At 62.2% G+C, this 21,103-nt stretch carries 22 protein-coding genes; 19 read left to right on the forward strand and 3 right to left on the reverse strand.

The features are described 5' to 3' along the window. Positions 1-5 precede the first annotated feature (5 nt). From ACW4QM_RS00675 to aroF, 14 genes are all read left to right on the forward strand, one after another. Positions 6-467: a GntR family transcriptional regulator gene (locus tag ACW4QM_RS00675; protein WP_114539269.1), complete on the forward strand. Its 462-nt coding sequence runs from the start codon at positions 6-8 to the stop codon at positions 465-467. Continuing rightward, complete coding sequence (locus tag ACW4QM_RS00680) at positions 468-1,400, forward strand: slipin family protein (RefSeq protein WP_455798093.1); 933 nt, start codon at positions 468-470, stop codon at positions 1,398-1,400. Positions 1,401-1,511: 111 nt separating this feature from the next. Further along, entirely contained in the window at positions 1,512-1,805 is a 294-nt protein-coding gene (locus ACW4QM_RS00685; RefSeq protein ID WP_022739321.1) for a helix-turn-helix transcriptional regulator, read from the forward strand. Next, the gene (locus ACW4QM_RS00690) at positions 1,802-3,091 is read left to right on the forward strand and encodes a HipA domain-containing protein (RefSeq protein WP_455798094.1); all 1,290 of its coding nucleotides are present in this window, start codon (positions 1,802-1,804) and stop codon (positions 3,089-3,091) included. Before ACW4QM_RS00685 ends, ACW4QM_RS00690 begins: the two co-directional genes overlap by 4 nt. Positions 3,092-3,336: 245 nt before the next feature. After that, on the forward strand, positions 3,337-3,654 hold the full coding sequence (locus ACW4QM_RS00695) for a hypothetical protein (RefSeq protein WP_223900591.1): 318 nt from the start codon (positions 3,337-3,339) through the stop codon (positions 3,652-3,654). Then, the gene (locus tag ACW4QM_RS00700; protein ID WP_022739325.1) at positions 3,647-3,916 is read left to right on the forward strand and encodes a hypothetical protein; all 270 of its coding nucleotides are present in this window, start codon (positions 3,647-3,649) and stop codon (positions 3,914-3,916) included. Before ACW4QM_RS00695 ends, ACW4QM_RS00700 begins: the two co-directional genes overlap by 8 nt. 284 nt (positions 3,917-4,200) lie before the next feature. Continuing rightward, complete coding sequence (locus ACW4QM_RS00705; protein ID WP_161127744.1) at positions 4,201-6,609, forward strand: molybdopterin-dependent oxidoreductase; 2,409 nt, start codon at positions 4,201-4,203, stop codon at positions 6,607-6,609. 10 nt (positions 6,610-6,619) lie between these two features. Next, positions 6,620-7,237 carry a 4Fe-4S dicluster domain-containing protein gene (locus ACW4QM_RS00710; RefSeq protein WP_161127743.1) on the forward strand — a complete coding sequence of 206 codons (618 nt, stop codon included), beginning with the start codon at positions 6,620-6,622 and terminating at the stop codon, positions 7,235-7,237. Between the two features lie 151 nt (positions 7,238-7,388). After that, positions 7,389-8,591 carry an NrfD/PsrC family molybdoenzyme membrane anchor subunit gene (gene nrfD / locus ACW4QM_RS00715; RefSeq protein ID WP_161127742.1) on the forward strand — a complete coding sequence of 401 codons (1,203 nt, stop codon included), beginning with the start codon at positions 7,389-7,391 and terminating at the stop codon, positions 8,589-8,591. 112 nt (positions 8,592-8,703) lie between these two features. Continuing rightward, positions 8,704-9,390: a nucleotidyltransferase domain-containing protein gene (locus tag ACW4QM_RS00720; RefSeq protein ID WP_161127741.1), complete on the forward strand. Its 687-nt coding sequence runs from the start codon at positions 8,704-8,706 to the stop codon at positions 9,388-9,390. Then, a complete protein-coding gene (locus ACW4QM_RS00725) occupies positions 9,380-9,769 on the forward strand; it encodes a HepT-like ribonuclease domain-containing protein (protein ID WP_117284742.1) in 390 nt (129 codons plus the stop codon). The genes ACW4QM_RS00720 and ACW4QM_RS00725 overlap by 11 nt, the downstream gene beginning before the upstream one ends. Positions 9,770-10,028: 259 nt before the next feature. Beyond that, positions 10,029-10,592, forward strand: coding sequence for an HdeD family acid-resistance protein (locus ACW4QM_RS00730; protein WP_022739331.1), 564 nt, complete (start codon positions 10,029-10,031; stop codon positions 10,590-10,592). Positions 10,593-10,888: 296 nt separating this feature from the next. Next, complete coding sequence (locus ACW4QM_RS00735; protein WP_022739332.1) at positions 10,889-11,170, forward strand: chorismate mutase; 282 nt, start codon at positions 10,889-10,891, stop codon at positions 11,168-11,170. Continuing rightward, the gene (gene aroF / locus ACW4QM_RS00740; protein ID WP_117284740.1) at positions 11,167-11,967 is read left to right on the forward strand and encodes a 3-deoxy-7-phosphoheptulonate synthase; all 801 of its coding nucleotides are present in this window, start codon (positions 11,167-11,169) and stop codon (positions 11,965-11,967) included. The genes ACW4QM_RS00735 and aroF overlap by 4 nt, the downstream gene beginning before the upstream one ends. Before the next feature lie 111 nt (positions 11,968-12,078). Here aroF and ACW4QM_RS00745 read toward each other — a convergent pair whose 3' ends face one another. After that, positions 12,079-12,654: a DUF1269 domain-containing protein gene (locus tag ACW4QM_RS00745; RefSeq protein WP_161127740.1), complete on the reverse strand. Its 576-nt coding sequence runs from the start codon at positions 12,652-12,654 to the stop codon at positions 12,079-12,081. Positions 12,655-13,284: 630 nt separating this feature from the next. Between ACW4QM_RS00745 and ACW4QM_RS00750 the strand changes: the two genes are divergently transcribed. The 5 genes from ACW4QM_RS00750 to ACW4QM_RS00770 all read left to right on the forward strand — a co-directional run bounded on the left by ACW4QM_RS00750 (position 13,285) and on the right by ACW4QM_RS00770 (position 18,202). After that, positions 13,285-14,271 (forward strand): hypothetical protein, encoded by a 987-nt coding sequence (locus ACW4QM_RS00750; RefSeq protein ID WP_161127739.1) that lies wholly within the window; start codon positions 13,285-13,287, stop codon positions 14,269-14,271. Positions 14,272-15,102: 831 nt separating this feature from the next. Then, complete coding sequence (locus tag ACW4QM_RS00755; protein ID WP_237418840.1) at positions 15,103-15,711, forward strand: hypothetical protein; 609 nt, start codon at positions 15,103-15,105, stop codon at positions 15,709-15,711. Between the two features lie 33 nt (positions 15,712-15,744). After that, on the forward strand, positions 15,745-16,584 hold the full coding sequence (locus ACW4QM_RS00760; RefSeq protein WP_161127738.1) for an energy-coupling factor ABC transporter ATP-binding protein: 840 nt from the start codon (positions 15,745-15,747) through the stop codon (positions 16,582-16,584). Continuing rightward, the gene (locus ACW4QM_RS00765; protein ID WP_161127737.1) at positions 16,581-17,435 is read left to right on the forward strand and encodes an energy-coupling factor ABC transporter ATP-binding protein; all 855 of its coding nucleotides are present in this window, start codon (positions 16,581-16,583) and stop codon (positions 17,433-17,435) included. Before ACW4QM_RS00760 ends, ACW4QM_RS00765 begins: the two co-directional genes overlap by 4 nt. Continuing rightward, a complete protein-coding gene (locus ACW4QM_RS00770; RefSeq protein ID WP_161127736.1) occupies positions 17,435-18,202 on the forward strand; it encodes an energy-coupling factor transporter transmembrane component T family protein in 768 nt (255 codons plus the stop codon). Before ACW4QM_RS00765 ends, ACW4QM_RS00770 begins: the two co-directional genes overlap by 1 nt. Before the next feature lie 18 nt (positions 18,203-18,220). Here ACW4QM_RS00770 and ACW4QM_RS00775 read toward each other — a convergent pair whose 3' ends face one another. Together ACW4QM_RS00775 and ACW4QM_RS00780 are read right to left on the reverse strand one after the other, a co-directional pair. Continuing rightward, positions 18,221-20,080 carry a DUF6320 domain-containing protein gene (locus ACW4QM_RS00775; RefSeq protein WP_455798095.1) on the reverse strand — a complete coding sequence of 620 codons (1,860 nt, stop codon included), beginning with the start codon at positions 20,078-20,080 and terminating at the stop codon, positions 18,221-18,223. Then, entirely contained in the window at positions 20,053-21,069 is a 1,017-nt protein-coding gene (locus ACW4QM_RS00780; protein WP_114549144.1) for an alpha/beta hydrolase, read from the reverse strand. The genes ACW4QM_RS00775 and ACW4QM_RS00780 overlap by 28 nt, the downstream gene beginning before the upstream one ends. Between the last annotated feature and the right edge of the window lie 34 nt (positions 21,070-21,103).

Below are 21,103 nucleotides of genomic sequence, written 5' to 3' on the forward strand. Positions count from 1 at the left end.
CGTCCATGTTTCCCTTCGAAGTTGATCCGACAAGCGACTTGCCCCTGTGGGTGCAGCTGCGCAACCGCATCGCCTACCTCATCAACGACGGCACCCTGGCGCCCGGCGACAAGCTGCCCACGGTGCGCGGCCTGGCTTCGGAGATCTCCATCAACTACAACACGGTGAACAAGGCCTACCTGAGCCTCGTGTCCGACGGGTACCTGGAATCGACGCGGGGTCGTGGCGTGTTCGTGACCGATTTGGGTGCGAAGATGGGTGCGGAAGGGGAGGGTGAGGCCGATGCGGTGCTAGACGAGTGCATCGCGTCGTGCCGCGAGCTGGGCATGGGGCTAGATGACATCGAGCGCGCCATGAGCCGAAAGATCAAGCGCCTGAAGTACGATGAGGCCCGCGAGCGCGGCGAGGTGTCTGCCCGCATCATCGATTTCGAGAAGCCCGGAGCCCGGGCCGAGAAGGGAGCCTAAATGTCCCGCAAGGAGAAGTCTTCCGGCGAGCGCCGGTTCCGCGTGGCGCCCGATGCGGCCACGGAGGTGGTGGGGGAGCGTGCGTCCTCGACGGGCGTGCTGCTGTTCTCCGCCGTGCTGTTCGTCGCGGTGCTCGCTGCGGTGCTGGGCATCGGCTGGCTTACGGTCGGCCGTGTGACGTTGGAGGTCATCGTGGTGGCGGCCCTCGCGGCGCTGCTCGCCATCGGCTGCTGCCATGTCGCCCAGCAGTGGGAGCGCGTGGTGGTGCTGCGCCTCGGGCGCTTCAACCGCGTGTCGGGGCCGGGGCTGTTCTGGACCATCCCCGTCATCGAGTCGAACACCATGCGGGTGGACACGCGCACGCGGGTGACGACCTTTTACGCCGAGGAGACGCTGACGGCCGACCTGGTTCCCATGAACGTGGACGCCGTGCTGTTCTGGCACGTGTGGGACGCCGCCGCGGCCTGCACCGAGGTGGGCGACTTCACCCGTGCTGTGGAGATGGCCGCCCAGACGGCCCTGCGCGACGCCATCGGGCGGGCGAGCGCCGCCGAGGTGGCCATCCGTCGCGAGCAGCTGGATCGGGAGCTCAAACGGGTGCTGGAGGAGAAGGTGGCGCCCTGGGGTGTGACCATCCTTTCGGTGGAGGTGCGCGACATTCTGCTGCCGAAGGAGCTGCAGGAGGCCATGAGTCTGGAGGCCCAGGCCGAGCAACGCAAGAAGGCCCGCATCATCCTCATGGAAGCGGAGCACGACATCTACGAGATCTTGGACGAAATGGAAGGGCTCATCGGCGACCACGAGGCGGTCTCGCGCCTGCGCACCATGCACCTGCTGAACGAGTCGCTGCGCGAGGGCAAGGGCACCGTCGTCATCCCTAGCGCCTTCGCCGAGGGCTTCAACGAGGGCCTGGGCGACCTGCTCAAGGGCTAACTGTCAAAAATATTTGACAATCACCTCGTTTTCCAATCTATCAAGAATATTTGACATTTTCCCGATATCGGCTAATATCAAGAAAAATTGATATCCGATGGGAGATGTACGATGAAGTGGACCAATGTGTACGGCCTTGACCAGCTCGGGTCGTTTCTCCAGAAAACCCGCAAGGAAAAGGGGTACACCCAAGATGAGTTCGCCGAGATCATCGGTGCCTCCCACGCCACACTCTCGGCTCTCGAAAACGGCAAGGGCGTCAGCTCCCAGACCCTCATGCGCGCCATCAGCGATTTGGGCTTGAAGCTGGTGGTGCTCCCCAAGGGCGCTCAAGCCGAAGTGCATGATGCCCCTGCGTCGGTGGTGTCGCTTCTGCGCTCGCGCCAAGAAGGGGGTCAACAGTGAATTCCGAGACCCTTGAGGTTCGCCTCGGCGGCGAGAAGATTGGGCATCTGGCTCGCACGAAGAATGGCGCTCGTTTCGCGTTCTCGGAAGAGGTGGCCTCGGCGCATCCCTTTTCGCCTCTGCTCTCAACGGCGCTCTGCGTGCAAGAGGAACCCTTCGATGCCCAGCGGACGTTTTCCTGGTTCTCGGGGCTTTTGCCCGAAGACGCGAGGCTCGATGAGCTGCAGCGGTTCTACGGTGTTGCCGAGGGCGACTATTTTGGATTGCTCGCCCAGATTGGCTGGGAGTGCGCCGGCGCCGTTGAGGTGATGCCCTCGGAAGATTGGGCGTTGGCGCGTGCGAGCCAGGAGCTGCCGCGCGAGAAGCGATTGACTCCCGAGGAACTGTCGGCACGTCTGGCGGCATTGCCGTCGCACCCTTACGATGACGCATCTTCTCTGCGGGTGTCGCTTGGCGGCTTTCAGGAGAAGCTGTGCGTGACTGCGAGACCAGAAGACTGGGCTGCGGCTGAGCCAGGCCACAGGGCCTTAAGTTCCGCGGCGCTTCCTTTGGACGGGGCTCCTTCGACGCATATATTGAAGCCGCAGCCCCAGGGTCGGCTTGCGGGATTGGTCGAAGCGGAAGCATGGGGAATGGAAGTCGCACGACATGTGACGGAGACGGCTGGCTCAGCCATTCTCGATTTGCCCGACGCGCCGTCTACGCTGGTTGTGGAACGCTTCGACCGAGTTGAAACCGAAAGGGGGCTCGTTCGGCTGCATCAAGAAGACTGCGCGCAGGCTCTCGGCATAGAGCCGGGACGCAAGTACGCGGCAACGGCGACGCCCACGAAAAGCGATCCAACCTATAAGGGCATTGCCGAGCTGCTGTCCCGCTATGCCGCCGACTCGCTGGAAGAGCGCAAGCGGCTGCTGCGGCATCTCTTCGTGAACACCGTTCTGGGAAATACCGACGCTCACGCCAAGAACTACGCGCTGCTCCACGGGGGCGACGAGGTGTGCCTCGCGCCGCTCTATGACGTCGTGCCAGCCCTTGAGATTACGCCGAACGTGCTGTTCATGGGCTTGCGCATCGATGGCCGCATTCGCATCGATAGGATCGAGCGAGAGAATATTGTAGCTGAGGCCCGCTCATGGGGCCTGCCTGCTCGCGTCGTAGACGAAGTGCTTGGAAAGGCGGCGGAAGATGTTCGCCTCGGCATCGCGATTGCCTCCGAGCTGTATCCCGAAGCCGGCGCCCGCCACGCCGCGCCCGCTTTGGAGCGGTTGAAGGCGATGGGATTCTAGATTCCTACAGGCAGGCAGCTTGGTTGAAGGGACGGATTCGCTTGAGTTCGGGGGCGGGCTTGCGCCTCGTGACTTCCAGGTCGTAGGCTTCCTGGGCGCGAAGCCAGTAGCCATCGGTGAGGCCGAAGAAGCGGCAGAAGCGCAAATCAGAATCCGTTGATCTATGGAACTGAATTTGATATTGAATAAGGTATCGATTTTGAGTACTATATAGATACCTAACTAAGAACTTTAAGGAGATTGCCATGCCAGTTCCTGCATATGAGGCACCAAGGGCTACCCCTATCTACTCCTTTGCCGCCTTGAAAACCAAGCAAAGAGAAATTAAAGACAGGGCTGCTGAAGAAGTGGTCCACATTACCGAGAACGGCAATGCTGCTTACATCTTTTGCTCCGAGGATGTTTTAGCGCAAGAAAAAGCGCGTGCTGTAGAGGAGGCGTTGTACGAGCGAAGAGTTATGGAAGTGCTCGAGAGGGGAGAGGCCGATTTTGCGGCCGGGCGTGTATTCCATGGCGTAGCGGAAGCAAGAGCCGAAGTCGAAAAGAGGCTTGGTCGTGGCTAAAGTCGAGGTCTCTGAAGGCTTTGTTGAGGATATGACCCAGGTATACATGGACTCAAAGCGCGAGGAGATATGGTATGCGGTATCTCTTCTTGAGTTTGCGCCCGAGATGGGGTCGAGGATACTGCCCACTTCAATCAAGCGACGCTTCGGCGACACGGTTCGCAAAGTCGTTGTAGACCCCTTCGATATAATCTACCGCTATTTTGCTGAGCAGGATTTGGTCTATGTAGTGGGCTTAGTGCACCAGCGCGCGGCTCAATAGATAAACTATCCTCAAAATAGATAATCTGCTTTGAAAATTGTCCTATGATAATCCTTGCATTGTCATAGGACAATTTGCTATAGTGCTTCCCGTGGAATTTGGCCAATTCTCAAGGATTACCAGAAGAGGGGATAGCGACCTGCGCAGTTGAGGAGACGCAGGCGCAAAGAGTCCAAGACCCACTGGCGCGGCGACATTGTCGCAATCCATTCGCGGCGCATGCATTCGCCGCAGGTGCGCGTGGCGTCCCACGGCTCGATCCCTGGGAATTCAAAGGAGGAGAGATGTCCGAAGCAACCCATCCCACGGGCGGACTCACTCGACGCGGTTTCTTGAAGACCACCGGCGCCGCAGCCGCGGGCCTCGCCTGCGCGGGCGCTGTGGGCGTGGCCATTGGCGGCGGCGCGCTGGCACCGGCGAGGGCCACAGCTGACGCCGGCGAGAAAACGATTTACACCCTGCACCAGTTCATGTGCCAGGGAAATTGTTCCATCAAGTGCACGGTGCGCGACGGCCATCTGGCGAAGATCGAACCGAGCGATGCCGTTGATCCGAAATATCGGCGCTGCTGCATGAAGGGTCTTTCCGAGATAGAGCATGTGTATAGTCCGCTGCGTCTGCAAACGCCCCTGAAGCGCGTTGGCGAACGTGGAGAAGGTAAGTTCGAGAAGATCAGCTGGGACGAGGCTATGGAGATCGTCGGCACCGAGCTCAAGCGCGCCTGGGACGCTTACGGCAAGGAGTCGGTCTACATTTCCGCCTCTAACGAACCGCGCTTTGGCATGCTCGCCTCGATTCTGGGTGCCGGCACAGGTGTGGAGCCGGGTATCGATCGAGGTATCGGCAACGGTGTGGATCCTGCCATTGGCGGCGGTGGCTTTGCGTCGTGCTCCAACGAGACGCGGGACTGGGTGAACGCGAAGACTATTATCTTGAGCGGTATCAACTTCCTGGAGACCTCACTCATGCGTTCCGATGATTTCTTCGACGCAAAACGAGCCGGCGCTGAAATCATTGTCGTGGATCCGCATTTCTCGACTACGGCATCGAAGGCAAATCAGTGGATTCCTCTCAAGCCCGGAACTGATGGCGCGCTGTACTTGTCGATGATCTCGCATATCATCGACAACAAATGGTACAACGAGGACTATATGCGCGCCCATACTTCTATGCCGTTCCTCTTGGATCCGGCTACCGGCGAATTGCTACGTAGCGGAAAGACGCCCGAGATCGATCCTGCCACCGGCGAGGCCGCCGATCCCGCCGACTATCTCGTATGGGACACGGCGACTAATGTGGCTGTTCCCTATGACGCTCCCGGTGTTTCTGCCGCGCTTGAAGGTATCTATGAGGTCGCAGGCCAGAAAGTCGTTCCGGTGTTCGAGCAGCTTAAGGCCAGTCAGAAAGACTACACCACCGCCTGGGCCGCGGAGAAATGCGATATCGATCAGGAGGTCATCGAGGCGCTGGCGGAAAAGTACGCTACCGGCGGTCCTGCCTATCTGTGCTTCGGCTACGGTGGTTCGGACAAGTTCTCGAACCCCGATATCCAGGGTCACGCCATGGTAATTCTCACGGCGCTCACGGGGCAGATTGGTAAGCCTGGTGCGGCTTTGGGGCACCCCGGCGGCGGTCAGGGCTATGGGGCGGCGCTGGCGGCGTGGCCCTTGCCGGAAGATATGGTGCCGGCAGACATTCCCGTGCGTGCCGATCGTTTCGCCGATGCGGACGCGGGCGTGCATGTCATCATATCGCTCGGCAACACCTTGCAGCAGTACTACGCGAACATGAACAAGACGCGCGAATGGCTGCCGAAGCTCGACTTCATTTTGCATGTGGGCATGTACGACGAGGATTCCGCGGCTTTTGCCGATGTGGTGCTGCCGGTATGCTCGAAGTTCGAGGACACGGTGGAGCACAGCATTGTGCGAGGCGGCTACAACCATATTCAGCTGTCGCAGAAATGCATTGATCCGCTTTTCGAGTCGAAGCCCGATTACGATGTCATGTACCTTATCGCCAAATCGGTGGGTCTCGAATCGGTGCTTCCCGAAGACGCCGAGCAACTGGCCCGCTTCCAGATCGATGAGGCGACCGATCCGCTGGTGGCCGGCATCACCTTCGACGCTCTCGTGCAGAACCACAATACGATGCCCCTGGCGGGAATCGAGGAGCCGCGCATCGGGTACGCCGATCTCCAATTCCCCACGTCAACGGGGCGTATGGAGATCTACTACGAGCCCCAGCACCATTCGGGTCAGGCGCTTCCCCAGTGGGAGGAGAACAACGAGGTCTTCGACGGCAATCCGCTTATGGAAAAGTATCCGCTGCAGCTTGCCCAAACCCGCACGCGATTCTTCGTGCACTCCCATTTCCGCGGTGCGGCGTGGCTCGCGCAGTTCTACACGCCGCGTATCGAGCTGAATCCGCAGGCGATGGCCGAGCGCGGACTTGAGGATGGCGATGCCGTGGAAGTCTTCAATGATCGCGGATCGTTCAGTTGCCAGGCTTTCGGGAACAACGCCATTCGCCCCACCTCCGCGCGCATTTACGAAGCCGCGTGGTCGAAGGATTGCATCTCGGGGAATCCGCAGAACGTGACGAACGATCATGTGAACGAACGCGACGCCGACCTTCTTACCGGCGCCCCCATTCCCTTCAACGACACGCTAGTGGAAGTGCGAAAGGCTTAAGGTGACTACCATGACGAAACTGGGAATTGCCATCGATCTCGAGCGTTGCGTTGGCTGCCATACCTGTGCGAACGCTTGCAAAATGCAGAACAACGTGCCCACGGGAATGCTTTGGAACCGCGTGACCACCGAAGGGTGCGATGTGATCGACGGGGCCGTCGGCACCTATCCGAACCTGACGCGCACGTTCCTCCCCGTTGCCTGCCAGCATTGCGAGAATCCTGCCTGTCAGCGCGTGTGCCCGACGGGTGCCACTTACAAGGACGAGATGGGCCGCGTGGAGATCGACTATGACAAGTGCATCGGCTGCCGCATGTGCATGGCCGCCTGTCCCTACAATGCGCGCTCTTTTAACTGGGAAGAGCCGGTGCGCGACGTGGACTTCAACTACGGCGATGCGGAAGTGCCGGTGCGTCCGCGCGGCGTGGCCGAGAAGTGCACGCTGTGCCGCGAGCGAACCGATCGCGGCGAGGAGCCCATGTGCGTCGTGTGTTGCCCGACCCATGCCCGCATCTTCGGTGACCTGGACGATCCGGCCTCCGAGGTGTCGAAGGCCGTCGTCGAGCGCAAGGCTCACGTGCTCCTCGAAGAGCAGGGCACGCGTCCGCAGGTCTACTACTTCGATTAATGCGATCAATGCGCGGCGGGGCGGTTGCGCCGACGGCCTGATAAGCCGGTTCGGCAGCTCTTTTCGGGGGTTTGACGAGGCCCCCTGGGGAAGTGTGGCCCCTTGTGGCTGGCGCCCCGCCTTCTCTCCCTCATTCTGAAAGGTTCGAGAAATGGAATTTCTAACCAAGAACAAGCTGCTCACGGCGGTACTTGCGGTGCTGTCGGTGGCGGGTATCGGAGCCTACATCTTCCAGCTGGCCGGCGGTTTGGCGGTGACGGGCATGTCCAACGGCGTATCCTGGGGCCTGTACATCACCATGTTCATGTTCTTCGTGGGGCTTTCTGCCGGCGGTCTTATCGTGGCCTCCTCGGCGAGCGTGTTCCGCATCAAGCGCTTCAAGGCTGTGGCTATGCCGGCAATCATCCTGTCGACGGTGTGCATCTGTCTGGCGGGTATGTTCGTCCTCATCGACCTGGGCGGCATCCAGCGCATCTGGCGTATTGTGACCGGCCCCAATCCCACCTCGCCTCTGGTGTGGGACATCTGCGTCATCACGCTTTATCTGGTGATCAACGTGCTGTACCTGGTGAACATGCGCCGTGGCAACGACCACGCGGTGTCCGTTATCTCGCGGTTCGCCCTGCCCTGCGCCATTCTGGTGCACTCGGTGACCGCCTGGATTTTCGGTCTGCAAATTGCTAAGGAGGGCTGGTACTCGGCCATTATGGCGCCCATCTTCGTGGCCTCGGCCATGGACTCGGGCCTGGCGCTTCTGCTGTGCGTGCTGGCCGCGCTGAAGAAGGCGCGCCTGTTCGAGACCTCCCGCGAGCTTATGGCATCGCTGGCTGGGCTTCTGGCCACCTGCATCGCTGTAGACGCGTTCTTCATCTTCTGTGAGGTACTGACCATGGCCTATCCTGGGGCGGCCGGTGCTGAGACGCTGGCCCTCATGACGAGCGGGCCTACGTCGCCGTTCTTCTGGTTCGAGATCGTCGGCGGCTTGGTTGTCCCGTTCCTTGTGCTGGTGTTCGCAAAGAACCGCGAGCGCACGGGGCTCGTGGTGGGGGCGAGCGTGCTCGTCATCGCCGGCGTGCTCTGCAAGCGCCTGTGGCTTTTGTTCACCTCGTTCATCGTGCCGAACGTGGAGGGCGCCCCGGGCATCATGTCCGACGGCGGCTGGGCGCTTCTCGGCTCCTACGCACCGACGGTGCCCGAAGTGCTGATCGTGCTGGGCGTCGTGTCGGTGGGCACGCTGGGATTCATGGCCCTGGGCTCGAAGCTGCTCGTGCCCGCGACCGAGACCGAGCGCGTCTCCTCTCGCGCCGCTGCAGCGGTCGAGCCCGATAGCGACTTCGAGCCGCTGACCGCATAAGCCACAAGTAGATAGCAGCATTAATCTTGGGCGACCCGTCAATAGCTGGCGGGTCTCCTTGTGCTATACTCGCTTGGAAGCTTGGTACCAAGCGCTTGGTGAGGAGGAAAGCATGGCGGAGGCGGCTCGCATGGCGCCGCAGCGGATCAAGGTGTCCAGCAAGCGGCAGATCACTATTCCGGCAAAAGCTTACAAGGATATGGGCTTCACCGAGTACGCTCTCATCGAGCAAACCGACGAGGGACTGCTCATCAAGCCGCTGAACGTGGAGGACGAGGGAATGTCCCTTGACGTGCTGCGCCGGCTTATCGCCGAAGGCTACGAGGGTGAGGCGCTGGTCGAGCGCTACGCTGCCGTGTGCCCTCATGTGATTAAGTTCGAAGACGCACGGGCGTGCACGGCCGTGGACGGGGGCGACGCGAGCGAGGCTAAGCGGTTGAACGAGGCCGCGAATAAGGACTGCGTGTCCCATTTTGGCATGGCGCGCGAGGTCTGCGAGACCGAAAGGGCGCATGTGCTTGAAGCTGTCGCCTCTGAGTGTGCCCGTTTCGCCGCCATCACGAAGGGCTACGTGTTTGGCTCGTTCGCCCGCGGGGATTTCGCTGCCGAAAGCGACGTGGATGTTCGCCTCGAGTACGATGGGGCGGCCCCCTTCACCCTGTTCGAGGTGTCCCAGTTCCAAAAGCACCTCGAACGTGCCTGCGGGCGCGCCGTCGACGTGGTGACGGCCAAGCAGATAAAGAATCCCAACCTCGCCGCGGCCATCGAGCGGGAGAAGGTGCTGGTCTATGAGCGCTAAGGCCACTGATCTCGCCCGCATTCAGGAAATGTTCGATCTCATCACGGAGACCCAAGGGCAAATTGAGCGTTTGGGCATCACCGAGGAGCGCTTCAAAAGGCCCGCTACTGATGCGGATCGGCTTTTCTCGGAGGCCATCATGAATCGGGTGCTCCGGGTGACTGAGGAAGCCGGTTCGCTCAGCGACGAAGCCCTTGCGCACTACGAATTCGAGCGCCGGGCTATCAAGGGCGTTCGCAATCGGCTTGCCCACGCCTATGGTGATGTAGACACCGATATTGTCTGGGATGTGGTGCAAGGGGACTTTCCCAAGTTGCTAGAAGGTTGTCAGGCGTACTGCGATGACTTGGGTCTGGAGCTGGAGTCTGCGCGACGCTAGAGCTATCCCCGCTGTTAACAAGATGGCAACAGCATTATTTCGCGCGGGTGCTCTTGTTGACGGAATGGTGGCAAGCTTCATCTCTGTTCAACCGATTGTTTTCAAGGAGCCCCCGACGGGCTTGGTTTTGTGCGCTCGCTTTACCATGACGCCCATAGGAGATAGCTTCGATGTCGAGTGCGCCATGGGAGGGGCCGGCGCCCGTCGGTATCGGATCGAGGCGAGAACGCCGTACGGGTCGGGCGATAGGAGCAGCGTCATGGAGAAGTTTCTGAACTTGGTGCGATCGAATAACATGGTGCAGGCGGTGCTTTGCATCGCATTCGGTCTGTTTCTGATGATCTATCCGTCCATTACCGTGCAGGGTATCATCTTGCTGTTCGGCGTGGCGCTCGCGGTCATGGGCGCGGCGGGGCTTGTGTCGTACTTCCGTCAGCGCAGTGTGCGCTACCGCGATTCGGGCACCCTTATGTCGGCGGTGTTCTACGTCATCATCGCGCTCATTGCGTTTATCTTTCCGAAAGTGATCGCCGGGTTCTTTTCGGTGGTGCTCGGCGTGGTGCTCATTTTGCTCGCTATCGTGAACGTGGTGCGCGCCTTCGGGCTGCGCGCTTTCGGCAGCAGCATCTGGATTGCCGTGCTGGCGACGGCGGTGCTGGTGGGTATCGGCGGCGTGCTCATCGTGGTGAACCCGTGGGGCGCCTCCATGACCTTCGTGCTCGTGCTGGGCGCGACGTTCATCGTCAACGGCGCGGTAGATCTGTTCATCGAGTGGTACACCCGCGATTCTGAGAAGAAGGCCGGCGGGATTTCGCGCCGGTAGACGTCTCTGCTGCGGGGCGAGCACCTCGCGGGACAGCGCGCCCCTGGGCCGCCTCGGCGCCGTGCAGCGTGGCAAATCGCGCAGGTCGGGATCGTCTACACCCTCGGCGCCGACGCGTTGGACACGCCCTTCGTTTTTGCCGATGCCTGCCCATTAAGGGCTTCTATATCCGTTTTCCCTTGCGACCCCCGTGCGGACGGGGGTCTTTGCTATCATGAACGCCACGCGAGGGCGGCGGCGCTTTAGGGCGGTGCGGCCAGGCTCGTTCAAGTTTTTGGTACACGAAAGGAAAAGCGATGTCTGAAGAGAACAGCAATCTTGCCGAGATTCAGAAGCATCGTGAGCAGATCGATGAGATCGACCGCGAGATCGTCGCGCTTCTGAACAAGCGCGCCGGTCATTCGCTGGTCATCCGTGGTCTGAAACCCGGTGCGCATCTGGGTCTGTACGACGCGCGCCGCGAGGAGGAAATCTTCGCGCGGGTGGATAGCTACAACGAGGGGCCGCTCTATAACGAGAACCTCCGGGAGATTTACGCTACCATCTTGAAGATCATGAAGGAGACGCCGTCCGTATGAGCGAAGTGAAGATTGCCCCCATCCCCGATCTCGGCCAGCGCACGGACGAGATCACCATTTACGCCGGGCCCTGCTCGGTGGAATCTGCCGAGCAGTTCGAGGAAGTGGCCGAGTGCGTGGCCGATTTGGGCTTGCACTGGATTCGCGGCGGCGCGTTCAAGCCGCGCACCAACCCGCATTCTTTCCAAGGTCTCGGCGAAGAGGCCCTGAAGATCATGAAGGCCGCCGGCGATAAGTACAACCTGAAGACGCTCACCGAGGTGATGGACTCGGCCCATTGCCAGCTCGTGAGCGATTATGTGGACGGCCTGCAGGTGGGCGCCCGCAACTTCCAGAACTTCAGCCTGCTGAAGAAGATCGGCCAGGTGACCGCTGATACGCATCAGATGGTGCTGTACAAACGCGGTTTCGCCGGCACCATTGCCGAGTGGCTCGCCGCCACCGACTACATCACCGATTGCGGCAACGACAACGTGGTGCTCTGCGAGCGCGGTATCCGCACCTTCGAGACGGCCACGCGCTTCACGCTGGACATCGCCGCCGTGCCGGTCATCCACAAGCAGTCGCTGTACCCGGTGTGCATCGACGTGTCGCATCCGGCCGGCCAGCGCGATTTGGTGCCGGCCTTGGCGAAGGCCGCCGTGGCTGCCGGAGCCGACTCGCTCATGATCGAGGTGCACCCCAACCCGCCGGTGGCGCTTTCCGACGGTCCCCAGCAGCTGACGCCGGCCCAGTTCCGCGAGCTTGTCGCCGAGCTGCGCGAGTTGGCGGCTTGCCTGGGCAAGAAGATCGTCTAAGACGCTTCGACCGCCTTCTGGAATGGAAGCGGCCGCCCTTCCGAGTGGAGGGCGGCCGCTTTGTGCTTAGGGGCTCGACGTGGGCCGAGCGCATTGAGCGGGCTCGGCGCGCTACTTGTCTTTGCGAGCTTCGCGACGGGCCTTCCGAGCCTCCTTGCGGGCCTCGCGGAGCTGCTTGCGAGTCTCGGCGGCCAACGAGTCGCGCAGAGCCTCCCCGCGTTCCACCTCCGCGTTCACCTCGTCGGCGTCCCAGCGGTAGATGATGCAGGTCTCGTCGAACTGGGCGTCCAGAGCGTCCTCGCTGTCCTCCTTGGCGAGCATCACGAGCGCCGTCGCGCCCGGCGTAAGCTCGCTCGCGCAGTATTCCATGAGGGAATCGTCGTCATCGATGTCCTTGTCATCCATGGCCATGCCGGCTACAAGACCGATGCCGGCGCCCAGAAGCACGCCGACCGGGCCGCCGAGCAGGCCGACCACGGCGCCGATGACCCCACCGAAGGCCGTGTTGTCGGTCTCGTCGTAGCCGTCCTGGTATCCGTCGGGCACCATGATGGCCCCGTCGACGTTCTTCACCACGGCCATCTCCAAAATGGTGAAGTCGGCGGTCGCCTCGTTGTCTTTCAGTCGGTTGAACTCCTCGTAGGCCTTCCCCTCGTCTTCGAAGGTGACCAAAACCACGTTATCCATGAGCGCTCCTTTGTCTCGCTGCGAATGGGCCGCCGTGCTGCGCGCGTCGCATGGGCGGCACGGCCGGCGGGCAATGCGACGGCGCCGCAGAGCGCCGCGCATCTTCGAGTATAGGGGAGCGAGGAGGTCGAAAGAGTCGCTGCCCTCGTCTGTCACGAGAGCGTTGCGGGGACGGGCGAGAGGTTCTGCGCGCATTTTTTTTTGCGAGGGCCTGCGCCAAGCCCCTCGGTGCTTCGTGTGCGAAATGGGCAAAACGGGGCACTTATCGTAGTTTTCGAGGAAGCAAGGGTGCTCTCCTTCGACGGACTGAACGAGAAATCCCTGTTCAGTGTCATCGCGAGGATAAAGCGTCCACTTTTGGGCTACGAGAAGTGCCCCATTTTGCACATTTGGAGCCGACAGCGCATAGGGCGGTTGCAGACGCGGGCGAGCCGACTGCGGAGGTGCAACCCCAGAGGCCGCAACCATGAGTGAAACGGTTGGCACAGCGGAGAGTTGGTGAATCTGCCGTTCGTGCGTCCTCGATACGCCTGGGCCGTTAAACTGCCCTGCATGCGATTCGTTCTCTACGGCACATCCTCATTCTCGTATTGGCTGTCGGCCCCTTGCCGGCCGTCGTCAAAGAGCGCTGTGGGAACAAATGCATTGAAGCGGTGTGTCCCGACGGCGCGGACGGTTGCTTATCTGGAGAAGATTTTCCCTCAGATTCCGCAGCCTTATCACGCGCTCGTACCCGATCATCGCAAAAGCACCGTTCCCCAGGCAGTAACTCATGTGTCGATTTATCCCTATCGGGAAAAGCCGTTCGTTCGCATCGCTGACGGCGTGTATGCAAGTTGCCCCGAGTTGTGCTTCGTGCAGCTCGCACTTGTTCTTCCTTTGCACGAGCTTTTAAAAGCGGGCGATGCCCTGTGCGGGACGTTCTTCGTCGACCCGTCATCGCGCAACGGACTGGGCAGTAGAACGCCTTTGACCTCGAAACGTCGCATCGAGTCGTTTGTCCGCCGCAACGCTGGGCTGCGTGGATCGGCGGCAGCGAAGTCGGCGCTGCGATTCGTGGCGGATAATGCCGCTTCACCGCCAGAGGCGTTTCTTTGGTCCGTGCTGAGCATTCCCCATCGTTATGGCGGCTATGCCCTCCCCGGATTGGAAATGAATCGACGCGTGAGGCCGAGCAAAAAAGCGCGCAAGATCGCCAAAAGGGAAACACTCGTCCCCGACCTCTGTCACAGCGAGTCGCGCCTGGCGATCGAGTACGATTCGAATGCCGAGCATCTTACTTCGCGACAGATCGCGAAGGATTCCTCGAAGCGGTTGGCGTTGGAGGCCGATGGCTACAAGGTGATATCGGTGACGACACGACAGCTGTGCGATCGCAGTGAGATGCGCAGCGTGGCCCACGAGGCGGGATCTCGCATGAGCAGGCGCATTCAAATTCGCGCCAAGAGTTTCGGGAACGCTCAGAGGAAACTGTATGCGACAGGATGGTCTCTGAGGGCCTACCATCGTCGCGAATGGCTGAAGGGGGAGGTTTCCGAAGGCGGGTTGAAGGAGTGCGTCCAGAACTCCGAAAGCGGATTGGAAGATTGTATCTGGGACGGATCTGCCTGGGATTGAGCGGCGGCTGTCTCGGGGTGTTCTTGTCGAGCGCGACCGAGGCGATCTGTTGGCTGCGAACCGCGATGGCTTGTCGGTTTCGGGCGGCGACGATCTGCGAAGCGGTACTCGCATTGCGAGGAGGTGCCTCGTTTTGTGCAAAATGCCCCACTTCTCGTAGCCATTTGGACTAGATGGGGCGACGCGGACAATTTCGACCTGGGAAAATGGTTCCGTTTTGAAGTTGAGCTGATCCTGGAGTCTGGTAAAACTACGAGAAGTACCCCGTTTTGCACATTTTTCGCTCTACTGCTTGGGCAAAGTTCTTTGTCGGCGCAACGGGTGAAAACTAGAGCCCGATGTGCCGGTTCGTTGGCAGGTTGCCGAATTGAGGGGTTGCGCGATCGGGATTCTGTGCTAAAGTACGCAACCAGCAATTGAATATACCTTAAACCGATGAGGCGAAAGTCAAGCCATCCGGGCACTCACAGAGAGCGGGCGCAGCTGAGATTCCCGCAGAACGCCAGAGGGTAAATGGATCGCCGAGGGAAAGGGGAAAGGCCCGCCGTCGTTTGTTCCGATGAGGCCGAGTATCTGGACCGTGAGCCTGCGTTAAAGGCAGAATGGGTGATGGCCCGTTCATGAGAGGGTTCGCATCGTGCGAATCAATTAAAGGTGGCACCGCAGATCAAGGGATCTGTCCTTTAAGCGAAGGACAGATCCCTTTTTTGTTGGGGTCGGCTGGGAACCTCTCGAAAGGCGTCGGCGAAGGAGCAATTGCTACGGAAGAGGACGCCCGCAGGCGCGGGCACGAGGGGCGGTGAGGAACCGCCCGAGAAAGGACTGATCGACATGGCAGAACTCCGTATGACCGCCGACGCTGAAGCCGCGACCCCCGCCGCTGGCGCCAAGCGCACCGTGGCCGCATCCGAGAAGAAGGGGCTGGCCATTCAGGATCTCATTCTGGTAGCGGTGCTTTTGGCTGCCGGTGCCGTGCTGAAGCTCACGGTGGGCAGCCTTCTCGCCTCCTTCGGCATGAAGCCGAACTTCATCATCGCCGCCTACTGCTTGGCTATCATTCTCATTCGCCCGACGATCGCCCAGTCGCTCGTCATCGGCCTTATCGCCGGGCTCGTGTGCCAGATTCCGATGCTGAACGCCACGCCGCTGCTCAACATCCCCTCGGAGCTGCTGGGTGCTCTGGTGTGTGGCCTGCTCATCCGCGTGCCCATGAAGATCGGCAAGCTGGATGTGAACCCGCTTGTGAACACCTTCGTCTCCACCTGCGTGTCCGGCTTCACCTTCGCGGCGCTGTCCGCCTACATCAACGTCGTGTCCGTGGGCGGCGACTTCGCCGTGGCCATGGCGGCCTACGTGGCCATCGTGCTGGGCACCGCCACCTTCAACTGCATCTTCGTCGAGGTGCTGGCGACGCCCCTGAAGAAGGTACTGAAGCGCTAAACTGCTGGTTCGGCGCGAGCAAGAAAGGTCATCATGATCGAGTTCAATGAGTTCAGTTTTCGGTATCGGGAAGGGGTCGAGCCCGTGGTGCGTGACATCACGCTCGCCATTCCCGATGGCTGCTTCGTCGGCATCACCGGGGCGGCGGGCAGCGGAAAGTCCACGCTCACCTACGCCATCAATGGCATCATTCCGCACTGCTATCCGGGCGATTTCTACGGCTCGGTCACGGTGGAGGGCCTCGACACGGTGGACGCCTCGCTCACCGACCTGTCGCGGCTGGTGGGCAGTGTGTGTCAGGACATCGACTCGCAGATGGTGTCCACGGTGGTGGAAGACGAGATTCTCTACGGCCTGGAGAACTTCGCGGTGCCACGTGAGGAGATTCCCGCGCGCGTGGACGAGGCGCTTGACGCCATGGGCATCGCTGATTTGCGCGACCGCACCATCGACAGCCTGTCCGGCGGCCAGAAGCAGAAGGTGGCCGTGGCCTCGGTGCTGGCGCTGCATCCCAAGGTGCTCGTGCTGGACGAGCCTACCGCCGAGCTGGACCCGGCCTCGTCGGTGACGGTGTTCGATCTGCTGGCCCGCTACGCCCGGGAACACGGCACCACGGTCGTCGTGGTGGAGCAGAAGATCGCGCTTCTATCCGATTATGCTGACATGCTCGTCATCGTGGACGAGGGCCGCATCCGCTTCGCCGATACGCCGGATGCGGTGCTGGCCCACTCCGAGGAGCTGCTGGCGCTCGGTGTGAACGTGCCGCGCTCGACGACGCTCATGAACGCGCTTTCCGCCCAGGGCCTGTACGCCGGTCCCACGGTGCGCAACGTGGCCGGGGCGGCCGCAGCGCTGAAGGAGGTGCTCGCATGATCGAGTTCAAGAACGTATCGGCGTCCTACGACGGCGAGCTGGCGGTGCTCGCCGACGTGAGCTTCACGGTGAACGATGGCGACTTCGTGGCCTTTGTCGGCACCAACGGGGCGGGGAAGTCCACCACGATGCGCCTGGCCAACGGGCTTCTGAAGCCCACCTCCGGGGAGGTGCTCATCGATGGCGTGCCCACGACCTCTCTGAAGACGAGCGAGCTGGCCCGGCGCATCGGCTTCCTCTTTCAGAACCCCGATCGGCAGATCTGTTGCAACACCGTGCGCGAGGAGCTCATGTTCGGATTTGCGGCCCTCGGCGAGAAAGGGCCCGAAGCTGAGGCGCGGGTGGACGCCATGATCGAGCGCTTCGGCTTCGACGCGGATGCCGAGCCCTACCTGCTGAACCGCGGTACGCGGCAGCTGCTCGCCCTGGCCTCTATCATCGTGCTGGCGCCGCCCACCATCATTCTGGACGAGCCGACCACGGGCCTCGACTTCCGCGAGTGCGTGAAGGTGATGGACGTGGTGCGCGAGCTGAACGAGAACGGCACCACGGTCATTATGGTCTGCCACGACATGGAAGTGGTGGGAGACTTCGCTCGCCGCGTCATTGCCATGACGGCCGGGCGCGTGGTGGCCGACGGCCCCACCTTCGAGGTGCTGCGCGACGGGCGCGTGCTGAAGGAGGCGCACATCCTGCCGCCCCAGGTGACTGAGGTGTCGCTCATTCTCGGGCGCGAGGCAGGCTGCCCGGCGGCGGTGGCCGAGGCGAACACCGTGGCCCAAATGGTGACGGCGGTAGCTCAGGCATGCGATAGGGAGGTCGAAGACGTGGAAGTGGAGGCGATCGACTAATGGCCAAGTTTCTGGAATATGTGCCGGGGGAGAGCTTCCTGCATCGCATGAACCCCTGCGTGAAGCTCGTCGGCGCGGTACTCATCGCCATTGCCTGCTTCGTGACGAGCAACCTGGTGTTTCTGCTGATCCTTCTGGCCGCCGCGCTCGTCATGGCCGCCTCGTGCGGGTTGGGCCGCGAGACAGCGGGGCTGTGCAAGGCGGTGTTCGCGTTCTCGCTCATTCTGGCCGTGGTCATCCTGCTCACGACGCCCCACGGTATGCCGCTCGTGCCTCTGCCCTGGGGATACATCGGCACCGGCAGCCTGCTGGCGGCCCTCACGGTTGTCGTGCGCCTCATGGCGGCGGCCATCCCGTTGTTCCTCGTGTTCTACGTCACGAAGATGAACGACCTGACGAACGCGGCCGTCAAGCAGCTGCACGTGCCCTACAAGTACGCGTTCACGTTCACGAGCACGGTGCACTTCATCCCCGTGTTCATGAACGACATGGCCGGCATCATGGAGGCCCAGACGGCTCGCGGCGTGGAATTCGACGGCTCCTTTGCGAAGAAGGTGCGGCTCATGATTCCGCTGTGCGTGCCGCTTCTGGTGAGCTCGGTGCGCAAGACGAACTCCGCCGCCATCGCCGCCGAAGTGCGCGGCTTCAACCTGCGTACGCGCACGAGCGGCTATAGGGACTACCCGCTGCATGCCGAGGACTTCGTGGCCCTGGCCGTGTGCGTGGCGGTGCTGGCCGCCGCCATCGCGCTGGCAGTGGTGGGGTAGGGACTGGAGGCGGGTGGCCTACCGCAGCGAGAACAGCTTGCGGGCTTCGGCGGCCAGTTGCTTGCGGCCGACCAGGAGCAGGATGGCCAGCAGGGCCGCAGCGGCGGTGCCGGCGGCTATGGCCAAGGGAGGCCAGGTGATAAGGCCCGCGGCTAGAAGCGCCAAAGGAACGAGACCGAGCAGCATCTCGTAGATGAGGTACTTCGCGTAGCCGGTGACGAACGATCCTCTGAAGGCGATGAGGAGCACCGCGTTGAACGCGAGGGCCAGCATGCACAGGCCCGGCACCACGTAGGTGGTGACGATGAGGTTTCCCGTGGATGCGAACCACAGCCCCGCCACGGCCAAAAGCACGAGGAAGTAGCGCTCAACCACGCGGATGAAGTCGGGGGCGTGCACGATCATGTTCCGCACGAACAGCCAGTTCAGGGCCACGGCCGCACACGGCGCCCCCACGGCCAGCGCGCTGCCGCCCGCAGTGCCGCCCAAAAGCGCGATAAGTGCGATGCAGATAAGGGTGAGCACCGCCAGAACCGTGCGGACGCGGGTGCTCTTGCGCTCGAAGGAGTTCGGCGGGAACACCGATGGCACGGGAGCCGCCTTGCGGGCGGCCGCCAGCGGACCGGGGCGGTGGAACGCCGGCGCGTCGCGGTTTGCGTTCAGATATCCGCGCATCCCCTCGTCTTCCAAAACCTCTGCCAGGGCGCGGGTCACCTTCTGGCCGAGGAAGCGGCTGGAGATGCCGATGGATAGATCGTCGCCGTAGGTGCACACGATGAAGTTGAGGCCGGAGGTGGACGTGAGCGCGCTGATGCCTTCCACGTAGGGGGCCGTGCATTCGTCCAGCGCCACGCGGCCGAGGCTCGAGACGGTAGTGGTGACCTCGCGGGCGGCGCGCGCGTCGGCGACGGCCAGCGCCGCATCCTTCACGATGAGGGGCGCCGCGCGCAGAAGTGGGTTCTTCTCCAGCTTGATCATGGCCATCATGCGGCGCTTCAGGGAGGCGGGCTCGCATCCGGCGGTCAGCTGGCGCTGCACCTCGGCGGCCACTTCAACCAGGGGCGCATTGGCATCGCCGGGGGTGTAGGTGATAAAGGCGAGCCCGAAGAAGTTGCGCAGGGTGGCCGAGCCGAAGAGGCTGCGCAGGTCGACGGGGACGTCCAGGTGGATGGCCCGGCGCCGGTCGCGGGCGGTCATCGTGGCGCGCACGGCGCAGATGACCGCCGCGATGAGGTAGGAGGTGACGCTGACTCCGGCGTCTTTGGCGGCGGCATGCACGGCGCTGGCCGATAGGTGGTATTCCAGGTAAAGCGGGTCGGCGTCGGTCTTCAGGCCCGTCAGATGGAAGACGCGCGGCTTTTTCGCCTTTCCCGCCGCGGAGCGGTCGTAGTTGGTCGTGAAGCTGTCCTCGGTCTTCTGCGCCTCGGTGCCCGCATAAGCGCAGGCGGCGGCTTCGGGCAACCCGTAGCGCTCGGCCACGTAAGCGCCGAGCAGCGCTTTTAGGAACTCCAGGGCCCCGCGCCCGTCGGAGATCATGTGGGACACTTCGACGTTGATGCGCCGGCGATAGTAGCTCACGCGGAAGAGCACGCTTTGGGGCCCGGCATGCAGGCCGTAGCAGATGGGCAGGTTTTCGGGAATCACGCGCGGCGAGGTGCCGGAAGGTTCCAGGTAATGCCAGAACATGCCGCTTCGCAGCGACACATTGAAACCGGGAAACTGCGCTACAGTGGCATCCAGCGCGCGCTGCAGTGCCTGCTCATCCACTTCGTCGGCCATGGTGGCCGCCAAGCGGAAGATGGTCTGGTTCGGGCTTCCCGCCTGGGCGGCGTAGAACTTGCCGACGTTGTCTAGTCGGTACCAAGAAGCGTCAGCCATGGCCGGTCACCGGGTTTCGGGAGCGGGTCGCCATCGAGGAAGTGCGCGATGAGGCGGTAGGTGTCGCGCACGAGCGAGAGCACGGAGGGGTACAAAAAGTAGCCGTGGACGCCGTCGTTCATGCGGAAGCAGGCCACTTCGTTGCCCTCCGCATCCAGGCGCGCAGCGAAAGCCTCGCCCTCGTCGCGCAAAGGGTCGTACTCGGCGGTGATGACGAGCGTGCGGGGCAGGTCGGCCAGCGACGTCGCGATGAGCGGCGCGAAGCGGGAGTCGTGGAAATCGGCGGGCGTGCGCAGGTACAGTTCGATGTAGTCGACGATGGCCTGGCGGGTGAGAATGTAGTCCTCGCCGTTGTCGCGCACGGAATCGAACAGCGTCGTTTCGGAGTGGTCGTTGTACACGAGCGGGTACAAGAGGATCTGGGTGCGCGGGCGGAAGTCGCCGCGCTCGCGGGCGAGAAGGCTCACGGCCGCCGTGAGGTTGCCGCCGGCCGAGTCGCCCATGAGCACGATGCGCCCGGGATCGGCGTCGCGGATAAGCGTGCCGGCGAACAGCTGCCGCGCCACGGCGTAGCAGTCCTCAAGCGCGGTGGGGAAGCGGTGCTCGGGGCTGCGCCGGTAGTCGACGGCGATGACGCGGCGCTCGAGCTTCAGCGCCGTGCGCATGCAGGCGTCGCTGTAGAATTCCACGTCGCCGTTGGCCCAGCCGCCGCCGTGCAAGTACAGGATGGTGCCGCGGTGATCCTCGTTCACGTGCAGGCCCCGCTTCAGGGAGAAGTCGATGTCGAGGGGCGTGAACACGCGCAAGGGAATCTCGTAGCCGTCGTCGGCTGTGGCGGTGATCTTGTCGATGCGGCAGCGCGGGTCGGCAATGGTGAGTTTGCCGGCGGCGTCCTCCACCTTGCGCTGGGAGTTCCAGGAATTGGCCACGTCGGGCTGCAGGCGCGTGATGGCCTTGATGACCGCTTGGACGGCGGGGTTCATGGGCATGAGCGCTCCTTGTCTCGGGGTCGGCGGCGTCGAG

The sequence above is a fragment of the Adlercreutzia sp. CNCM I-6207 genome (genome assembly GCF_977072305.1).